The organism is Dactylosporangium sp. NBC_01737 (genome assembly GCF_035963215.1).
In the GTDB taxonomy this organism is placed as follows: Bacteria; Actinomycetota; Actinomycetes; order Mycobacteriales; family Micromonosporaceae; genus Dactylosporangium.
In genome coordinates this window covers 11,370,741-11,390,012 of sequence record NZ_CP109153.1, presented here as the reverse complement: position 1 = coordinate 11,390,012, position 19,272 = coordinate 11,370,741, and the positions used below count along the sequence as shown (strand labels likewise).

At 72.5% G+C, this 19,272-nt stretch carries 16 protein-coding genes and 1 pseudogene; 12 read left to right on the top strand and 5 right to left on the bottom strand.

Annotation, left to right across the window (positions count from 1 at the left end; translation table 11 throughout):
- Positions 1 to 837, top strand: coding sequence for a carbohydrate ABC transporter permease (locus OHA72_RS52410; protein ID WP_327011827.1), 837 nt, complete (start codon positions 1 to 3; stop codon positions 835 to 837).
- Positions 834 to 2,441 (top strand): beta-N-acetylhexosaminidase, encoded by a 1,608-nt coding sequence (locus OHA72_RS52405; protein ID WP_327003596.1) that lies wholly within the window; start codon positions 834 to 836, stop codon positions 2,439 to 2,441. Before OHA72_RS52410 ends, OHA72_RS52405 begins: the two co-directional genes overlap by 4 nt.
- Positions 2,442 to 2,468: 27 nt before the next feature.
- Here the strand turns inward: OHA72_RS52405 and OHA72_RS52400 are convergent, their stop codons facing one another.
- The 4 genes from OHA72_RS52400 to OHA72_RS52385 form a co-directional block, all read right to left on the bottom strand.
- Positions 2,469 to 5,330: an alpha-L-rhamnosidase-related protein gene (locus OHA72_RS52400; protein WP_327003595.1), complete on the bottom strand. Its 2,862-nt coding sequence runs from the start codon at positions 5,328 to 5,330 to the stop codon at positions 2,469 to 2,471.
- Positions 5,331 to 5,595: 265 nt separating this feature from the next.
- Positions 5,596 to 6,606, bottom strand: a complete 1,011-nt coding sequence (locus OHA72_RS52395; protein ID WP_327003594.1) for a glycoside hydrolase family 5 protein — start codon at positions 6,604 to 6,606, stop codon at positions 5,596 to 5,598.
- A gap of 133 nt (positions 6,607 to 6,739) precedes the next feature.
- Positions 6,740 to 7,045, bottom strand: coding sequence for a hypothetical protein (locus OHA72_RS52390; protein ID WP_327003593.1), 306 nt, complete (start codon positions 7,043 to 7,045; stop codon positions 6,740 to 6,742).
- Positions 7,046 to 7,087: 42 nt separating this feature from the next.
- Positions 7,088 to 7,981 (bottom strand): PaaX family transcriptional regulator, encoded by an 894-nt coding sequence (locus OHA72_RS52385; protein WP_327003592.1) that lies wholly within the window; start codon positions 7,979 to 7,981, stop codon positions 7,088 to 7,090.
- Positions 7,982 to 8,057: 76 nt separating this feature from the next.
- On the opposite strand from OHA72_RS52385, the gene OHA72_RS52380 reads away from it, so the two are divergent.
- From OHA72_RS52380 to OHA72_RS52340, 10 genes and pseudogenes are all read left to right on the top strand, one after another.
- Positions 8,058 to 8,906, top strand: coding sequence for a crotonase/enoyl-CoA hydratase family protein (locus tag OHA72_RS52380; RefSeq protein ID WP_327003591.1), 849 nt, complete (start codon positions 8,058 to 8,060; stop codon positions 8,904 to 8,906).
- Positions 8,903 to 10,879 (top strand): acetoacetate--CoA ligase, encoded by a 1,977-nt coding sequence (locus tag OHA72_RS52375; protein ID WP_327003590.1) that lies wholly within the window; start codon positions 8,903 to 8,905, stop codon positions 10,877 to 10,879. Before OHA72_RS52380 ends, OHA72_RS52375 begins: the two co-directional genes overlap by 4 nt.
- Positions 10,876 to 11,826, top strand: a complete 951-nt coding sequence (locus OHA72_RS52370) for a 3-hydroxyacyl-CoA dehydrogenase NAD-binding domain-containing protein (protein ID WP_327003589.1) — start codon at positions 10,876 to 10,878, stop codon at positions 11,824 to 11,826. The genes OHA72_RS52375 and OHA72_RS52370 overlap by 4 nt, the downstream gene beginning before the upstream one ends.
- Positions 11,827 to 11,858: 32 nt before the next feature.
- Entirely contained in the window at positions 11,859 to 12,749 is an 891-nt protein-coding gene (locus OHA72_RS52365; RefSeq protein ID WP_327003588.1) for an amidohydrolase family protein, read from the top strand.
- Positions 12,750 to 12,836: 87 nt separating this feature from the next.
- A pseudogene (locus OHA72_RS65305) lies at positions 12,837 to 13,556 on the top strand (ABC transporter ATP-binding protein); the annotation flags it as partial.
- Positions 13,557 to 13,694: 138 nt separating this feature from the next.
- The gene (locus tag OHA72_RS65300; protein ID WP_442788783.1) at positions 13,695 to 14,390 is read left to right on the top strand and encodes an ABC transporter ATP-binding protein; all 696 of its coding nucleotides are present in this window, start codon (positions 13,695 to 13,697) and stop codon (positions 14,388 to 14,390) included.
- Positions 14,391 to 14,540: 150 nt separating this feature from the next.
- A complete protein-coding gene (locus OHA72_RS52355) occupies positions 14,541 to 15,431 on the top strand; it encodes a branched-chain amino acid ABC transporter permease (protein ID WP_327003586.1) in 891 nt (296 codons plus the stop codon).
- Entirely contained in the window at positions 15,424 to 16,560 is a 1,137-nt protein-coding gene (locus OHA72_RS52350; protein ID WP_327003585.1) for an ABC transporter permease subunit, read from the top strand. Before OHA72_RS52355 ends, OHA72_RS52350 begins: the two co-directional genes overlap by 8 nt.
- Positions 16,451 to 17,686, top strand: a complete 1,236-nt coding sequence (locus OHA72_RS52345) for an ABC transporter substrate-binding protein (RefSeq protein WP_327003584.1) — start codon at positions 16,451 to 16,453, stop codon at positions 17,684 to 17,686. Before OHA72_RS52350 ends, OHA72_RS52345 begins: the two co-directional genes overlap by 110 nt.
- Before the next feature lie 46 nt (positions 17,687 to 17,732).
- Positions 17,733 to 18,554 (top strand): PrsW family intramembrane metalloprotease, encoded by an 822-nt coding sequence (locus OHA72_RS52340; RefSeq protein ID WP_327003583.1) that lies wholly within the window; start codon positions 17,733 to 17,735, stop codon positions 18,552 to 18,554.
- 130 nt (positions 18,555 to 18,684) lie between these two features.
- Here OHA72_RS52340 and OHA72_RS52335 read toward each other — a convergent pair whose 3' ends face one another.
- On the bottom strand, positions 18,685 to 19,260 hold the full coding sequence (locus tag OHA72_RS52335; protein WP_327003582.1) for a TetR/AcrR family transcriptional regulator: 576 nt from the start codon (positions 19,258 to 19,260) through the stop codon (positions 18,685 to 18,687).
- Between the last annotated feature and the right edge of the window lie 12 nt (positions 19,261 to 19,272).

Genomic DNA, 19,272 nt, shown 5'->3' with positions numbered 1-19,272 from the left:
ATGCTGCGACGGCAGGCGCTCAACGCGATCGCGGTCCTCGTCGCGGCCGTGACCGCCTTCCCCATCTACTGGATGCTGCTGTCGGCGCTCAAGCCGCCGGGCGAGATCCACTCCCTCGACCAGCGGCCATGGACGCTCGCGCCGACCCTGGACAGCTTCCGCCGGGTGCTCGGCGTGGAGAGCTTCGGCCGCTACTTCCTCAACAGCCTGGTCGTCGCGCTCGTCGTGGTCACGCTGTCCGCGCTCATCGCCTTCCTCGCCGCGGTGCTGCTCACCCGGTACCACTTCAGGTTCCGCACCACGATCCTGGTCATGTTCCTCATCGCCCAGATGGTGCCGATCGAGGCGCTGACCATCCCGCTGTTCTTCCTCATCCGCGACGTCGGCGCCGTCGTGCCGGGCGTCGGGCTGAACACGCTCGGCTCGCTCATGCTCGTGCACACCGCGTTCACGCTGCCGTTCGCGGTCTGGATGCTGCGCGGCTTCGTCGCCGCCGTGCCCGACGAACTGGAGGAGGCGGCGGTGATCGACGGCGCGAGCCGCTTCACCGTCCTGTGGCGGATCCTGTTCCCGCTGGTGGCGCCGGGCCTCGCCGCGACGAGCGTCTTCTCCTTCATCACCGCGTGGAACGACTTCCTGTTCGCCCGTACCTTCATCATCAGCGCGACGGAGCACCAGACCCTGCCGATGGCCCTGGTCGTCTTCTTCAAGCCCGATGAGAACGACTGGGGCGCCATCATGGCCGCGTCCGTGCTCATGACCGTGCCGGTGCTGCTGTTCTTCCTCCTGGTCCGTCACCGTCTCGTGGCCGGCCTGGGCGGGGCGGTGAAGGGGTGACCCCGGCTCTCCTGCCACGGCCGTCCACAGTGGAGCCGAGCAGCGGTGCGTTCCGGCTCACCCCGGCCACGACGCTCGCCGCCGGTCCGGGGCTGGACCGGGTGGCCGCCTGGCTGCGCGGCGCACTCGGGCCGGCCACCGGATGCTTCCTGCCGCCCGGCGACGCCATCCGCCTGTCCACCGACCCGGCGCTTGCCGACGGCGGGTACCGGCTGCGCGTCACCGCCGGCGGCGTCGAGCTCACCGGCGGCGGTCCGGCCGGCGTCTTCCACGGCGTGCAGACGCTCCTGCAGCTGCTGCCCCCAGCGGTGTACCGCCGCGGCGCCGTCGGCGGCGCCGACTGGATCCTGCCCGCCGTGACGGTCCACGACGCGCCCCGGTACGCATGGCGCGGCTGCATGCTCGACGTCGCCCGCCACTTCATGCCCAAGGCGGAAGTGCTGCGGTTCGTGGATCTGCTCGCGATGCACAAGCTCAACGTCCTGCACCTGCACCTGACCGACGACCAGGGCTGGCGGCTGCCGGTGCCGGGATACCCGCGTCTCACCGAGGTCGGCGCGTGGCGCCCGGCGAGCATGCGCGGGTCGCGGCAGCACGGCATCCTCGACGAGCGCCCGCACGGCGGCCGCTACACCGCCGCCGACCTACGCGAGATCGTCGCGTACGCGGCCGACCGCCACATCACCGTCGTGCCAGAGGTGGACCTGCCCGGCCACATGCAGGCGGCCGTCGCCGCGTACCCGCACCTGGGCAACGGCCTCGCCGAGGTCGGCGTCCGCACCGGCTGGGGCGTCTCCCCGCACGTGCTCAACGTCTCCGACGCCGCGCTCGAGTTCTGCCGCGCCGTGATCGACGAGGTGTGCGCGATCTTCCCCGGCCCGTACGTCGGGATCGGCGGCGACGAGTGCCCCAAGGGCGAGTGGCGGGCGAGCCCGGCCGCCCAGGACCGGATGCGGGCGCTCGGCCTGCCCGACGAGACGGCGCTGCAGGCGTGGTTCGTCGCTCAGGTGGCCGCGCACGTGACCGCGCACGGCCGGACCGTCTACGGCTGGGACGAGATCCTCGAGGGTGGCGCCCCCGAGGGCGCGCTCATCGCGGCGTGGCGCGGCCCCGAGGCGGCCGTGCGCGCCGCCCGGGCGGGCCATCGGGTGGTGTCCTGCCCGGACATGTGGACCTACCTCGACTACCGCCAGTCCGACTCGCCCGACGAGCCGGTGCCGGTCGGCACCAGGCTCGCCGTGCAGGACGTGTACGCCTTCGACCCGGTCCCGCCCGGCCTGACCGCCGAGGAGGCGGCCAGGGTGATCGGCGGGCAGTGCAACGTGTGGACCGAGCACCTCGCCTCGGCCCGCGCCGTCGACTACGCCGCGTTCCCGCGCCTGTCCGCGTTCGCCGAGGTGCTGTGGTCGGGCCCGGCGGACGGCTTCGACGCCCGGCTGGCCGCGCACCTCGACCGGCTGGACGCCCTCGGCGTCGAGTACCGCCTGGCGGCGGGCCCGCACCCGTGGCAGCGCCGCCCGGACGCGCCGGGCTTTCCGAAGACGCGCACGCAACGCGAGCAGGAACTGCGCACCATGCTGGGGCCCGGCGACGCCCACCGCTGAGCAGCGGTGGGCGTCGCCGGGCAACCGTTACGGCGTCAGGTAGCAGGACTTCGCCGCGCCGGCCAGCGGGTCACCGCCGAACGCCGCGGAGGTGCAGGCGGTGCCGCCGGTGAAGGACTTGTAGACGAACACCCCGCGGGCGCCGTACGCGACCGTTCGCTGGCCCGTGAAGGCGCAGGTGCCGCCCTCGGCGGCGCAGGTGGTGCCGTAGCCGGGCGGGGCGCCCGTCCTCGTGTAGCAGGCCTTCGCCTCGCCGTTGACCGGGTCGCCGAACATCGCGTTGGAGCACGCCGTGTTCCCGCTCGCGGTGGCGTGGTTGAAGGCGCCGTACGCGCCGTACGCGACCGGCTGGCCGTTGAGTGCCGCACAGGTGCCGCCCTCGGCCGCGCACTGCGTCCAGCCGCTGCCCGGCCCGCCGGCCGGCGGCAGGTAGCAGTTCTTGACGACGTTGGGCAGCGGATCGCCGAACTGCGCGTTCGAGCACGTGGTGCTCGCACCGCGGACCTGGGAGTTGAACGCGCCGTTGGCGCCGTAGGCGATGTTGCGTCCGAAGCCGCTGAACGCGCAGGTGCCGTTCTCCGCGGCGCAGGTGGTGTACCCGCTGGGCCCGCCGAGCGGAGCGACGTAGCAGGACTTGAGCAGGTTCGGTGCCGGGTCGCCGTTGAACGCGGCGCTCGTGCACGCCGTGCCGGACGACGCCGTCCTGTACGCGTACGACCCGGCGCCGAACGCCACCATGCGGGTGCCCGTGAACGTGCACTGGCCGCCCTCTCCCGCGCACCGGGTGTACCCGTCGGGAAGGCCGGCCGGGCCGAGCGACGGGGGCTGCGGCGGGGCCGGGTTGCCCAGTCCGGTCGCCGAGACGTCGTACGTGCCGGGCGTGACGCCGGTGAGGTAGATGTACCTGTCGTCCTGTGTCCCGCCGCCGATGCCGGGCCGCGGGGTGAACGTCCCGCCGCTCCACACCACGGCGCCGTTGACGGACACCGTGACGCCGGAACTGCCGAGCTTCGGCACGCCGATCCGGCCGGTCGTGCCGACGGGAGCGCTCAGCCGCGCGGTGTACGTGCCGGCGGATGGGTTGCGCGACCACGAGGCGTTGACCGCGCCCTGCGGCATGGTGATGCGGCCCTCGACGCTCGTCAGGTCGCCCGGGTGCGGCACGAACCGGTACTGTCCACTTTGGACCTCCGGGGCGATGCCGAGGACGCTGAAGGTCAGCGCGGACGTCGGGCCGGTGGACCAGCCGTGGGCCAGGCTCATGAACGAGCCGCCGTAGGCGAGCCCGCCGTCGGAGGCGATGCCCTCCCAGAACGTGCTCTTCGTGCCGATCGGGCTGTTGAGCATGTAACCCCAGGTGCGCCGGATCTGGGCCAGGCCGGTGTGGTCGTCGCCCGCCACGAAGTGCGCGTTGAGCTCCATGGACCCGGCGAACGGGTGGACACCGCCCCACTCCGGGGTCACCCCGCCGTAGATGTTCCACCGGGTGGCCAGCTTCTGCGAGATACCGGCCGCCTTCGCGGTCGTGTCGGTCAGCCCGTACCACACGGCGAGGGAGTTGCCGTCCTGCGGATACATGCCGCTGGTCGGGTTGTCGCGGTACATGCCCGCGTTCGCGTCCCACAGCCGGGCGTTGGCGGCCGATTTGAGCGCCGCGGCCCTCGCGGCGTAGGTCGAGGCCAGCGCCGTGTCACCCTCCACGGTGGCCAGATTGACGCCGCCGATGAGTGCGGCGTACAGCAGCGCGTTGGCCTGGATGTTCTCGCCGCCCTGGCCGCTGCGGGCCCAGTCCTGCGTGCGGGTCACGTTGAGCAGGTTGTTGCCGTCGATCTTGTTGATGATGAAGCTCATGCCGAGCTTGTACCTGCCCCACACCGAGTCCAGCCAGGCCCGGTCCGCCGAGTACGTGTAGTACGTGGCCGAGCCGAGCAGCGTCCAGGTGTGGTAGGTGTCCGAGCCGGTCAGGTTGAACGGCGGACCCGACCACGGGATCTCACCCGATGCGGCCTGCACGTTGAACATCGTCGTGAGCGCGTTGCGGGTGGACACCAGATCGTTGGTCGAGGCGTACTGCGTGGGCACCGCGACGCCGAGGTCGCCGGGCCAGACGGTGCGGTCCCGTTTCGCGCCGTCGACGAGCACGGTCGAGCCGACCGAGACGGTGGCGCCGTTGTCCCACTCCGACGGCGGCGGCGGCCAGGCCCGTCCCTGGTTCGAGGCGATCGTGTTCATCTGCACGGTGTACGCGCCGGCGTACCAGATCCGGTTGAGCAGGTCGTCGTTGGAGTAGAAGTAGTTCGCGTACGCGCTCGGGTCCGCCATCCCCGGTGCGGCGGTGAAGTTCAGCGACACGCCCCGCAGGTCGACCCAGCCGCCGGTGGACAGGAACACGGTGAGGTAGCGGAAGCCGCCGCGCAGCCGGGCGGCCGGCATCGTGTACGTGCCGCCGGACGGCGCCGCGCCGTAGATGGCCCCGTCGGCGTTGCCGCCGCTGCTGGCGTCGCTGCTCGTGCCGACGTACAGCGACGACTCGCTGAACGCCAGGCCGACGCGCTGGTTCGCGTCGCTCGTCGAGCCGAACGACAGCGTCACCAGACCGCCCACCTCCTTGCCGAAGTCCAGTGACAGCGCAGAACCGGCGCCGCTGATGCGGGTCGCGGCGCCCGACAGCACGTTCTGCGGGTTCGCGACCGTGCCCGACGTGCCATAGACCGCCGTGGGACGCACCGTCCGCGACGTCGGCGCGTAGTTCAGGGCGGCCAGGGCGCCGGCGGGCGGGGCGGCCGAGGTCGGCGAACCCGGCAGCTGGCCCGCGCCGCCGGCCACGCCGGCCAGCAGTATCAGGCTCCAGAATCGCGTCGCGATCGAACGACGGGTCGGCTTCGTCATGTCGCCTCCTGATGGAACGTTTCAATTAGAACGTTTCAACAATTGTGCGGCCGTGCCGCTTGTGCGCAACGGCGGAAGTGCGGGGTGTGGCGGCGGGGTACGCAATCGCCCAAGGTCGATGCGTGCCCACCGATACTGCGACCTGGCCCCAAATCTGTCAACACCCCTTACAGTTTCGGTGCCCGGGAACGTTTCGGTGCGCGGGAACGACGAGGCCCCCGGCACCGAGCACGGAGCTCGGCGCCGGGGGCGTGGTGTGCCGGTTCTACAGGCCCCAGCCGTATCGGATGCGGTCGCGGCCGGAGGCGTTGCGGACGGTCAGGTTGAGATCGGTGCCGCTGCCGCTGAAGGAGAACATCGAGTAGCTGTCGTAGCCGAGGCTTCCGGTGGGCTTGCCGCCGAGGCCGGGCCAGTAGGTGCCGCCCATCTGGTTGTCGCGCATGACCTGGGTGACGGCCCGGATGTGCCGCACGAAGTTGTCGGTGCTGCTCGCGTTGGCGTAGTTGAGCCCGGTGGACATCGGCGCGCCGAACTCCGTCACGACCGCACGGGAGGCGCAGTTGCCAAGACGGGTCTGGATGTGGCTGCGGAAGGCGTCGTACGTCATCGCGCTGTAGAAGAAGGCGTAGTGGTGGAAGGACAGCAGCGTGCCGCTGAAGCGGCTGTCGTTGCAGATGTCCCGCAGGTCCTGGCTGTAGCCGGTGCCGCCGATGAGCACCCGGCTGGGCACCGCGGAGTAGTGGTAGCTGAGCCAGTTCGCCGCGACGTTGCGCCAGTCCGCCGAGCTGTAGCCGTGCGGCTCGTTCATCGGCTCGAAGTAGACGTTGGTGTTGGCGCCGTAGATGTTGGTCACGCGGGACCACATCGTGTTCCACGCGGCGATGTTCGTGATCCGGCCGCCGGACGCGGCGCCGTCCTCCCAGTAGGCGAGGATGACCTTGAAGCCGCGGGCGGTGGCGGCGTCGATGGCGCCCCGGTAGTTGTTCCACCACGTCGTGCCGACGGTGTGGGTGTTGATCGGCAGCCGGACGGTGTTGACCCCCATGGCCGCCATGTCGTCGTAGAGCGCGTTGGCCTTGGCCCGCACCGTCGCGTTGCTGTCGGACTGGCTCAGGCCCTGCACGACCAGCGGGCCCGTGCTGAAGTTGTCGCCCAGGACTGCCCAGTTCATGCCCCGGAACTGGCTGGTGGCGGCGTGGGCGGGCGCCGAGGCGGCGACGACACCACCCAGCGTGCCGAGTGCGGTCACCACGACGGCGGTCAGCAACCGACGCAACGACCGGGTTGGTCCTGCCTGCATGTTTCTCGCCTCTCCTGAGCCTGTTTCCGAGGGTCACGCCACTGTCGAACGCAATATCGTCGGCAGAACGAAACATGTCCATGCGTCGAACAGCAGCGGTCAGGTACGTTCAGAATCGAACAGGCCCCGGCCCGGGGCCGTGCGCAGCGGTGCGACGTCGATCGGCGGACGCGAACAGCACGAAGTTGACCTGCTTGCTGGCCTCGATGAGGAACTGCAGCAGCGGCGCGGAGTGGTGGACCTCGATGCGGCGGGGTGGGCGCATCCCGTCGGGGAGGCGCCCGAGCGTGGTGCCCCAGTCGCGCAGATCGTCGAGGCCGAGGTGGACGGGCTCCTCCCGCCCCGGTACGTAGGCGCGGGCGCCGTGCGGCGTGCCGTGCCGGAAATCCAGGTATGCGGCGGTCGACCGCGCCACCCCAATGTCGCCGACCGGCCTCAGGTCCTGCCGATCGCGAGGTCAGGCGTCCTGTGGCGCCGAGGACTCCGGTGCCGCGCCGGGGATGACGTCCAGGCGCTGCCGCATCTCGCGCTCGGCGGCACGGCGCAGGCGGGCGTTGATCCGCCGGAACAGGACCTCCGCGTGCATCGCCGGCCAGTCGGCCGGCAGGAACTCCAGCGGCAGCCGGGGGTCGTCGCGGACCGTCTGCAGCCAGTCCGTCGTCAGCACGACCCGCCGGCTGACCGGGTCCGCCGCGGGGGCGTCGCCGTCGAACGGTGTCCACCGCGCGGCGAAGTCGATGTACCGGGCGGCCAGGGGCGGCAGATCGTAGGCCTCGGCGATCAGGCGCACCGGCTCCGTCGGCCCGGTCGGCGCGGCCTCGAACGCGTGCACGTACTCGCCCAGCTGGGAGTCCTCCAGCACCGCCGCGAGATCGACCCGGCGCGGTGCCACCCACAGCCCGGCCTGGACCATGCCGAAGCCCGCCCACTGCAGGCGGGATCGCAGGTCGTGCCGTTCGCGCTGCCATGACTCGGGCATGGAGAAGCCGACGACGGTCCAGGTGCCGTCCCATTGCCGGGTCACGATGTCGCCGTCCTGCACCCGGTTGCGGCCGTCGAGGATGATGCGCCGTCCGTGTTCGGTGGGTCCGAAATACGCACGCCGTCCCCGCACCTCCCGGCGCAGGAGGTCGCGGTGCACCATCCGGGTCAGCGTGGCCCGGGCCGCGTGCTCGCCGATGCCGACGCGGCCGAGCACGTCGACGACGCTGCCCGCGGAGACCAGCACGTCGCCGTCCAGCACGTAGTCACCGAAGAAGGTCAGCAGCACCGATTGCGGCCGCAGCACGACCGCGGCGGTCACCTGTGCGACCGCCGGATCGGCGGCGACGACGAGTTCGTTCGTGGTCACGCCGACAGGTTACGCGCTCCCCGGACCTTCGACTGTCCGTTGACTGCAATCGACAAAGGTGTCTAGCATTGACGGCATGTCCGGTACGGGTGCCGCCCCACCGTCCGACCCGATCGATCTGCCGCCGGGCCTCGCCGTCCGGCGCCAGGATGCCGTTGCCGTCCTCACGCTCTCACGCCCGCACAAGCGCAACGCGATCGACGACCAGACCCTCCTGGGACTCGAGCGGTTCTTCACCACGCCGCCCGCCGGCGTGCGGGCCGTCGTGCTCACGGGCAGCGGCGACCACTTCTCCGCGGGGCTGGACCTGGCCGAGCTGAGCGGGACGGACATCGTGGCCGGCATCGCCCACTCGCGGATGTGGCACCGGGCGATGGCCGCGATCGAGTTCGGGACGGTGCCGGTGATCTCGGTGCTGCGCGGTGCGGTGATCGGCGGCGGGCTGGAGCTGGCGTGCGCCACGCACGTGCGGGTCGGTGAGCCGTCCGCCTTCTACGCGTTGCCGGAGGGGCAGCGCGGCATCTTCGTCGGCGGCGGCGGCTCCGTGCGGCTGCCCCGGCTCATCGGCACCGCCCGCATGGTCGACCTGATGCTGACCGGCCGGGTCTATGAGGCGGAGCAGGCGCATGCCGCGGGACTCACGCAATACCTGGTCGGCGACGGCGAGGGGCTCGACACCGCCCTCGACCTCGCCGGCCGGGTCGCCGGCGCGGCCGCGCTCACGACGTTCGCGGTGCTGCAGGCGCTGCCCCGCATCGCCGCGGCCGAACCGGCCACCGGCATGCTGCTGGAGGCGCTGATGAGTGCGGTCGCGCAGGGCAGCGACGAGGCCAAGCTGCGGATGCAGGCATTCCTCGACGGCCGGGCCGCCAAGGTCGGCGGGGACGGGCGGGCGCCCGGCGGGCCGGGGGCGGCTGCACCATGAGCAGCGTCGCCGAGGGCCGGCTGCTGCGCCCGGTGCCGCCCGGTGCCCGCCGGAGCAGTGAGCTCGGGCGATACCTGGACTGGCTGCGGGACCGCCGCGCGCTCGACTTCGCCGGCGTCGCGGACCTGTGGCGGTGGTCGGTCACGGACCTGTCCGGGTTCTGGGGCTCCATCTGGGACTTCTTCGAGGTGCGGGCGCACACGCCGTACCGCGCGGTGATCGAGGGCGAGCGGATGCCCGGCACCCGCTGGTTCCCGGGCGCGCGCCTGAACTACGCCGAGCACGCCGTCGGCCGGCCGCGCGACGACGGGCAGTACGCGATTCTGGCGTACTCGCAGACGCGCCCGCCGATCACGCTGACCTTCGGCGACCTGGCGGACCAGGTGAGCCGGGCGCGGGCCGGGCTGCGCCGGCTCAACGTCGGCCGTGGCGACCGCGTGGTGGCCTACCTGCCGAACATCCCGGAGGCGGTCGTGGCGATGCTGGCCACGGCGAGCCTCGGGGCGATCTGGGCCGGCTGCGCCCCCGAGTTCGGCGTCCGCAGCGTGGTGGAGCGCTTCGAGCAGCTGCGGCCGACCGTCCTGCTCGCGGTCTCCGGTTACCGCTACGGCGACCGTGACATCGACCGGGGCGACGACGTCGCCGCCATCCGGGCCGCGCTGCCGACGCTGCGGCACACGGTCGACGTCGCCTACGGTGCGCGTCCGCTCCCCGACGCCGTCGGCTGGCGGGACCTGCTCGCGGCCACCGAGCCGCTCGCGTTCGAGCCGGTCCCCTTCAACCACCCGCTGTACGTGCTGTTCTCCTCCGGCACCACGGGCAAGCCCAAGGCCATCATGCACGGCCACGGCGGCATCCTCGTCGAGCACCTCAAGAACCTCGCCCTGAGCTGGGACCTGCGCCCCGGTGACCGGCTGCTGTGGTTCACCACGACGGCCTGGATGCTGTGGAACACGCTGGTCTCCGGCCTGCTGCTCGGCGCCGGCATCGTGCTCATCGACGGCAACCCGCTCTACCCGGACCTCGGCGAGCAGTGGCGGCTGGCCGCGCAGACGCGTGCCACGCTCGTCGGAGCGAGCCCCGGGTATCTCATGGCGTGCCGGAAGCAGGGCCTTGACCCGGCCCGGCAGCACGACCTCTCCGCCCTGCGGCAGCTCGGGGTGGCCGGCTCGCCGCTGCCGCTGGAGGGCTTCGTGTGGGCGCACGAGCGGTTCGGCCCGGACGTGCTGCTCAACGTCGGCAGCGGGGGCACCGACCTGTGCACCGGCATCGTCGCGGGGAGCCCCATGCAGCCGGTCTGGGCCGGCGAGATGACCGGCAACCTGCTGGGCGTCGACGGCCGGGCGCTGGACGCCGAGGGCAACACGGTCGTCGGCGAGCTCGGTGAGCTGGTCATCGCCCGGCCGCTGCCGTCGATGCCGGTGGGCTTCTGGAACGACCCCGGCGACGCGCGGTACCGCGCCACGTACTTCGAGCGGTATCCGGGCGTCTGGTGCCACGGCGACTGGATCCGCTACACCGACCGGGGCAGCTGCGTCATCACGGGCCGGTCCGACGCGACCCTCAACCGCGGCGGGATACGCCTGGGCACCGCCGAGTTCTACCGCGTCGTCGAGGAGTTCGCCGAGGTCGTGGACAGCCTGGTCGTCCACCTCGAGGACCGTGCGGGCGGCCCGGGCGAGCTGCTGCTCTACGTGGTGCCGGCCGACGGCGTGACGCTCGACGACGCGCTGCGCGACCGGCTCGCCTCGGCACTGCGCGACGGCCTCTCGCCGCGGCACGTGCCGGACGCCATCCACGCCGTGACGGCGGTGCCGCGCAGCCGGACGGGCAAGAAGCTGGAGGTTCCCGTCAAACGGATCCTCCAGGGCATGGCGCCCGACGCCGCGGCCAGCCGCGACGCGCTGCTCGACCCGTCCTCGCTGGACCAGTTCGTGCGGGACCGGCCGCGGCCCGGGAGCGCCGGGCGATGACCGGCACCGCGGCACTGCGCAGCGCGGCGGTGATCGGCACCGGCGTCATCGGCGCAGGCTGGGTCGTCACGCTGCTGGCGCACCGGGTACCGGTCACCGCGTACGACCCGGCGGCCGGCGCCGCCGAACGCCTCGCGGCCGCCGTGCGCGCGAGCTGGCCGGCAATGCGGCTGCTCGGCTTCGCCGGCGAACCGGATCTGGGCCTGCTCACGGTGGTGGACGACCTGCGGGCCGCGGTGCGCGACGCGGACCTGGTGCAGGAGAACGGGCCCGAGGACGAGGCGCTCAAGCGGGACCTGGTCGCGACGCTCGACGCGGCGGCGCCGGCCGGCGCGATCATCGCCAGCAGCTCGTCAGGGCTGCCGGCCACGGCGCTGCAGGCCGGCTGCGCGCACCACCCGCAGCGGGTGCTCGTCGGCCATCCGTTCCACCCGGTCCACGTCATCCCGCTGGTCGAGGTGGTGGGTGGCGACCGCACCGCGCCGGCGGCCGTGGCGCGTGCCATGGACGTCTACACCCGGCTCGGCAAGCGACCGATCCACGTCAGGCACGAGGTCCCCGGGCACGTCGCCAACCGGCTCCAGGCGGCGCTGTGGCGCGAGGCGTACTCCCTCGTCGAGCGCGGCATCGCCACCGTCGCCGACGTCGACGCCGCGATCACCAACGGTCCGGGGCTGCGCTGGTCGGTGCTCGGGCCGTTCGTCAACCAGCACCTGTCCGGCGGCGCCGGCGGCCTGGCACACACGCTGGCCCACCTCGGCCCGCCGATGGTGCGGTGGTGGCAGGACCTCGCCACGCCGACGCTGACCGCCGAGCTGGCCGCCGCACTGGTCGAGGGGGTGCGGGCCGAGCTCGGCGACCGGGCCGGACCCGAGCTCGCCGAGGCCCGCGACCGGCTGATCGTCGGGCTGCTCGCCGCCAAGGCCCACGAGGATGCGCTTCCCTGACCGGCCCCGTCCCACGATGCAAGGAGCCGCGCATGCACCGGTACCGAGGCCCCGATCCGGGCACCGTGGACGCCATCGACTTCCACGTCCACGCCGAGCGGGCCGACGACGGGCACGAGAGCCTGCCGGCGGTCCACATGGCGGCGTCGGCGAAGTACTTCAGGACGACCGGCGACCGGGCGCCCTCCATCGACGAGATCGCGCAGGTGTACCGGGAGCGCCGGCTCGCGGCGGTCCTGTTCACCGTCGACTCGGAGTCGGTGACGGGACACCCTCCGATCCCCAACGAGCACGTGGCCGCGGCCGCGGCCCGGCATCCGGACGTCTTCATCCCCTTCGCCAGCATCGACCCGCACAGGGGCGCCGACGGGGTGCGGCAGGCCCGCCGGCTGGTGGCCGAGCACGGGGTCCGCGGGTTCAAGTTCCATCCGAGCCTGCAGGGCTTCGCGCCCGACGACCGGATGGCGTACCCGCTGTACGAGACGATCGCCGAGCTGGGCGTGCCCGCACTGTTCCACAGTGGACAGACCGGGATCGGCGCCGGGATGCCTGGCGGCGCCGGGATCCGCCTCGGACACTCCAACCCGATGCTGCTCGACGCGGTCGCCGCCGACCTGCCGGAGCTGACCGTCGTGCTGGCGCACCCGTCGTTCCCCTGGCAGGACGAGGCGCTCGCGGTGGCGACGCACAAGGCCAACGTGTACATCGACCTGTCCGGCTGGGCGCCGAAGTACTTCCCGCCGCAGCTCGTCACGTACGCCAACGGACCCCTGCGGCACAAGGTGCTCTTCGGCACCGACTACCCGCTGATCAGCCCCGACCGGTGGCTGTCGGAGTTCGCCGCGCTGCCGATCAAGGACGAGGTCCGCCCGCTGATCCTCAAGCACAACGCGCTGCGCGTCCTCGGTGGCCTCGAAACCTGAGACAGTTCTGTTGCAGCAGTAACACAAGTGTGTAGTATCTATTCACTCGAACCACCCCTGTGAGGGTGGCGACGTCCAAGGGGTCCCATGCTGGACATCCGCGACCTGAGCATCGCCTATCAGGGCAGCATCGCCGCACTGCGCGGCGTCAGCCTCACCGTGCCGGAGCACGCCATCGTCGCCCTCGTCGGCAGCAACGGCGCCGGCAAGACCACCCTGCTGCGCGCGGTGAGCCAGAACCTGCGCCGGCACCGCGGCCGGATCACCAGCGGGCAGATCCGGTTCGACGGCGAGCCGCTGCTCGGCCGCGGACCGGAGGAGTCGTTCGGGCGCGGGATCGTCCAGGTCCCGGAAGGGCGGCGCATCTTCGGCACGCTCACCGTCGAGGAGAACCTGCGCCTCGCGACGGCAGCCGGCGGCCGGCGCCGGGAACGGGCCGCGCTGCGGCGCGTCTACGACACGTTCCCGGAGCTCGCCGCCCGCCGCCGCCAGCGTGGCCTGCTGCTCTCCGGCGGCGAGCAGCAGATGCTCGCGATCGGCCGGGCGCTGGCCGCCGGCCCGCGGCTGCTCATGCTCGACGAGCCGACGCTCGGCCTCGCCCCGCAGGCCGCCGCGCGGGTCATGGCCGTGGTGCGCCAGCTCAACGCCGACGGCGTGGCGGTCCTGCTGGTCGAGCAGAACGCGGCGGTCGCGCTGAGCGCCGCCCACCACGCATACGTGCTGGAGCTGGGGCGGGTGTCGCTGGACGGACCCGGTGACCAGCTCCGCGAGGACCCCGAGGTGCGCCGGCTCTACCTGGGCACGTCGGCGGCGAGCGCCGCGGCCGGGACCGGCCCAGAGCCCGTCCACGAACCAGCGGCACGGTCGGCGCCCGCGGCACCGTACCTGACGGTGCAGGACATCACGGTCCGCTTCGGCGCGGTCGCCGCCCTCGCCGAGGTCGGGATGACCGTCACGCAGGGCACCATCCACGCCGTCATCGGCCCCAACGGCGCAGGAAAGTCGACACTGCTCAACGTCCTGTCCGGCCTGCACCGGCCGGCGAGCGGCGGCATCCGCTTCGACGGTCACGAGCTGACCAGGATGCCGCCGCACGCCATCGCCCGCCTCGGCATCGCGCGCTCGTTCCAGAACGTGGCGCTGTCCAGCGGCCAGACGGTCCTGCAGAGCCTGCTGCTCGGCTGCCATCAGCGCATGACCGCCGGTCCCGTGCGGACCGGGCTGCGGCTTCCCGGCGCGCGCCGGGAAGAGCGCCGCGAGCGGGCACGGGCGGTGGCCGAGGCCGGGCGCTTCGGGCTGAGCGGTGTCCTCGACAGGCCCGTGGCGCAGCTGTCCTACGGCGACCGCAAACGCGTCGACCTGGCCCGCGCGATGTGCGCCGACCCGCGCCTGATCCTGCTCGACGAGCCGGTCGCCGGCCTCAACGCCGCCGAGACGGCGGCCGTCGCCGAGCTGATCCGCGGGCTGCGCGACGAGGCCGGCGTCACCGTCGTCCTCGTCGAGCACGACATGACGATGGTCATGCGCCTGGCCGACCGGATCACCGTCCTGGACTTCGGCCGGTGCATCGCCGACGGCCCACCCGAAGCGATCCAGGACCACCCCGACGTGCTCCGCGCATACCTGGGGGCACCGGCATGAGCGAGCTCCGCGAGCGAATCATGTCGCAGGTTCGGCTCATGCTGACGCCTGGAGCGCAGCGGAAGGTGGCGGCATGAGCGAGCTCCGCGAGCGAATCATGTCGCAGGTTCGGCTCATGCTGACGCCTGGAGCGCAGCGGAAGGTGGCGGCATGAGCCAACTGCTGTCGATGCTGCTCACCGGGCTGTCCACCGGCGCCGTCTACGCGCTCGTCGCGCTCGGCCTCGTGCTGCTGTACAAGGCTTCCGGCGTGCTGAACTTCGCGCACGGCTCGCTGCTGCTCCTCGGCGCGTACGTGACGGCACTGACCTGGGAGACGCTCGGGTTCGCCGTCGCCGCCGCCCTCGGCCTGTCCGCCGCGGCGGCGGCCGGCCTGGTGGTGCAGCGGCTGCTCGCCGACCGCATGCGCGACGCGGCGCCGGTCGATCTCGCCATCATGACCATCGGCGTCGACATCCTGCTCGCGACCGAACTGAACCGGCGGATGGGGCCGGACATCGTCGTGCTCGGCCATCCCTGGGGCGGCTCGGCCGTCCGGTTCGGCGACGTCGCCGTGCCGGCCAACCGGATCGTCGCGCTCGGCGTCGCCGCGGTGGTCATCACGCTGTTCCTGCTGGCGTTCCGCATGACGGGCTGGGGCGCGGCCATGCGCGCGACCGCCGAGGATCCCGAGGCCGCGGCGCTGACCGGCGTACGGGTGCGGCGCGTCGTCACGGCGAGCTGGCTGCTCGCCGGCGCCCTGGCCGCCATCGCCGGGATTTTCCTCGCCGGCTCCCCGACCCCCGGACTCTCGCCGACCGTCGGCGTCATCGCGTTGCGGGCCCTGCCCGCCGCCATCCTCGGCGGCCTCGACTCGACCACCGGCGCGCTCGCCGGCGGCCTCATCGTCGGCGTGGCGGAGTCCCTCGCCGCCGGCTACCAGGACGAGCTGTCCGTGCTCGGGCGGGGCTTCGACCAGGTCGTGCCGTACATCGTGATGATCGGCGTGCTGCTGGTCCGGCCGACCGGCCTGTTCGGCACCCGGGCGGCGAACCGTGTCTGAGATTTCGCCGCGCATCCGCCGAGCCGTCCTGTGGACCGCGATCGGGCTCGCGCTCCTCGTGCCGCCCTACTACCTCGACGAGTCCTGGCTGCGGCTGGGCCTGTCGGTCGCCGCGGCCGGGATCGGCGCGATCGGCCTGACCCTGCTCACCGGGACCGCCGGCCAGCTGTCCCTCGCCCACGGGTTCTTCCTCGGCGTCGGCGCGGTGGCCTACTGCGTGCTCGCCGCGCCCACCGGCGACCGCCTGGCCGGGCTCGGCCTGCCCGCACCGGTCGCGGCGGTCGCCGGCATGGTGCTGGCGGGCCTGGCCGGGCTCGCGTTCTCGCCCATCGCCGCGCGCCTGCGCCACATCTACCTCGGCATCGCCAGCATCGCGCTGGTGTTCATCGGCCAGCACGTGCTCAACGTCGCGCAGCCGCTCACCGGAGGGTTCAACGGCCGGCGCACCCCCGACCTCGTCGACGACACCGTCACGACGGTCGCCCAGGTGCCGTTCGGCGAGTACGAGAAGCTCTGGTACCTCGGCGGCGTCGCGCTGATCCTGGCCGCGCTGTTCGCGCGGAACCTCGTCGACGGCCGGGTCGGCAGGGCCCTCATCCTCGTGCGGGACAGCGAACCGGCGGCCGCCGCCGTCGGCATTCCCGTCCAGACGTACAAGGCGCTCGCCTTCGTCGTCTCGTCCATGTACGCCGGCCTGGCGGGCGTCCTCAGCGCCGTCGCGATCGGCAGCGTCGCACCGCAGTCCTTCGCGCTCGAGGTGTCCGTGCTCTACCTCGTCATGATCGTGATCGGCGGGCTGGGCTCCATCGGCGGTGCGATCGCCGGTGCCGCCGTGGTCACCGCACTGCCCGTCCTGCTCCAGGAGTACGCCGCCGACCTGCCGTTCCTCGCCCAGCCCGGCAGCGGCGGCATCACCGCCGGCCATGCCGCCCGGTACGCGTTCGGCATCGCCGTCATCGCGGCCGTGCTCGTGCGCGCCACCGGCCTCCGTATCCGCCAGACACCCCCCAGGAGTACCGATGAACAGAACCAGCCGTCTGCTGGCGGTAGCCACCGCACTGACCCTCGGCGTCGCCCTGAGCGCGTGCAGCGGGAAGGCGAACACCGCACGCCCCAGCTCGACCGGTGACGTCAAGACCGACATCGGCGTCAGCGGCAACCGGATCAGCCTCGGCGTCCTCACGGACCTGACCGGGCAGTTCGCGCCGCTGGCCACCGAGCTCACCGGCGCCGAGAAGCTGTACTGGGAGGAGCGCAACGCCGCGGGTGGCGTGTGCGACGGCCGCTACCAGGTCGACCTCGACGTGCGCGACCACGGATACAACGTGCAGAACGCGGTGACGCTGTACGCGAGCATGAAGACCAAGAACCTCGTCTTCGAACAGATCCTCGGCTCGCCGATGAACGCGGCACTCTCGGCCGACATCCAGAAGGACGGCATCGTCACCCTGCCCGCCAGCTGGGCGCCGGTGCTGCTCAAGAACCCGCTCATGACGATCGTCGGCGCCACCACCGACATCGAGGTGGTGAACCTGCTCGACCACCTGCTCGAGCAGAAGCAGCTCGCCGACGGCGACCCGATCGGCCACATCTACTTCGAGGGCGAGCTCGGCGAGAGCGGGCTCATCGGCTCCAAGAAGGTCGCCGCGGCGCACAACCTCAAGCTCGTCGAGGCCAAGATCAAACCGACCGACACGGACATGACCGCCCATGTCACCGCCATGAAGGCCCAGGGCGTCAAGGCCATCGTGATGTCCACGAGCAGCGGACCGCTCGCCTCCGCCGCCGCGGTGGCCGCCACCCAGGGCATGCAGGTGCCGCTGCTGGGCAACACGCAGACCTTCGCGCCCGGCACGCTCAAGACCCCCGGTGGGGCGTACCTCAAGAGCCACTTCCTCGGCGCCCAGCCGGTGTCGCCGTTCGACCAGCCCGCCTCCAAGGCGATCCTGGACAAGTACCTCAAGAAGTTCCCCGGCACCAACCCGACGCTGCAGATCTCCTACGGCTGGGCGCGCGCCGACGTCATGCGGCAACTGCTGGAGCGTGCGTGCGCGTCGCGCGACCTGACCCGGCAGGGGCTGGTCAACGCCCGGCAGTCACTGACCAAGGTGGACACCAACGGCCTGGCGCCGGTGCTGGACTACAGCGCCGCCGGCGTGCCGCCGACCCGCGAGTCGTACATCATGAAGGCCAGCGACGCCCCCGGCGGCCTGGTGCTGGCCAAGGGCCCGTACCGCGGGGTCGACGCCACCTAGGCGTCGGATGTCGCGCCCCCGGCGGGTACCCGTGCATACTCGCGCCATGGTCGAGCGCAGGTGGCCGAGCCGGTACGCGTGGATCGCGGTCCTCGCCGGGGGGCTCATGCTGAACATCGCCGTGCTGGTCACGGTCATCGCGACGGAGAACCCGAACTTCGTGCCGGCGCTGATCCTGCTGGGGTCGGCGTTCGTCCCCGCGACGTTCCTCGCGTTCGCGGCCGGCCGGACCGCCGGCTGGCAGGTGTCCGGTGGGCTGCTCGGCTTCATCGCCCTCGTCGGGGGTGTGGTCGGGATCGTGTTCGCCGGGTGGTTCGAATACGACGAGATGCGTGAGCTGCCCTGGCTCGGCGTCGCCGGGGTCGGGCTGATCGAGGAGACGGCAAAGCTGGTCGTCCCGGTCGCGGTGCTGCTCGCCGCCTGGCGGCGCCGGGGCGGCACCGCCGACGGGCTGATGATCGGCATGGCGTGCGGGCTCGGGTTCGCGGTCCTGGAGACGATGGGCTACGCGTTCGTCACGCTGATCCAGTCCAAGGGCAGCATCGGCGCCGTCGAGCAGATCCTGCTGGTGCGGGGGCTGCTGTCGCCCGCCGGTCACACGGCGTGGGCTGGGCTGACCTGTGCCGCGCTCTGGACCTTCGTGATCCGCCCGGGCCTGCGCACGGCCGTCGCCTTCGCCGCGACGTTCGCCGGTGTGGTGATCCTGCACACGGCGTGGGACGGCTTCGGCAATCCCATCGCCTACGGCGTCCTCGGGATCATCTCCGTCGGCTGGCTGCTCTGGCGCATCCGCAGGATCCGGCTGGCCGGAGAGTCCGCCGACGCGGCGGCGCCGCAGCCCGTGCCCGTGGGTGCGCTGCCCACGTGAGCTGTCCGCCGGCGGCCTGACGCAGGCGCAGTTCGGGGGGCGGGCCGGCGGGGTCGGCGTCAGGGCCGGTGCAGGTCGGGCACCGCGGGTGCCGTTCGACGGGACCGCCCGGCGGGCCGGGCAGGTCGTTTCAGGAGACTGAACGACGCTGCCGTTCGGCGGGCCAGGCCGGCAGCGGGATGAGCGCGGTGGCCGGCTGCGCGCGGATGCCCTGCAGGAGCAGCGCCGCGAGCCGGCGCATTTCGACGAGGGCCCGCCCGCTGCCGGGAGGGTAGCGGGGTGGGGTCGCTGTCGCGGCGAGGACGAGCCGGAAGTCCTCGACGGTCAGGTCCGGGCGCACCGCCCCCTCGCGGCGTGCCCGGTCCACCAGCCGGGTCAGCACCCGGATGTTCTGGGCGCGTTCGGCGGCGAAGACCTTCCCGGTCGCCGCCGATCCCAGCAGCGCGGCGTTGAAGCTCCGGTCCAGCGCCTGGCGGGTGCAGACCTCCTCGACGACCGTGCTGATGCCTCGCCACGCGTCCGGATCCTCCGCCGCGCCCGCCACCGTCGCCACGCACTCGCGGACCTGCTCGGCGAACGCGGCGACGACGAGGTCCTCCCGGGTCGGGAAGTGCCGGTAGAGCGTGGCCACGCCGAGCCTGCAACGACGGGCGAGCTCTCGCATCGTCACCTCCAGCCCCTCGGCCGCGAACGTCGCGCGCGCCACGGACAGGATGTG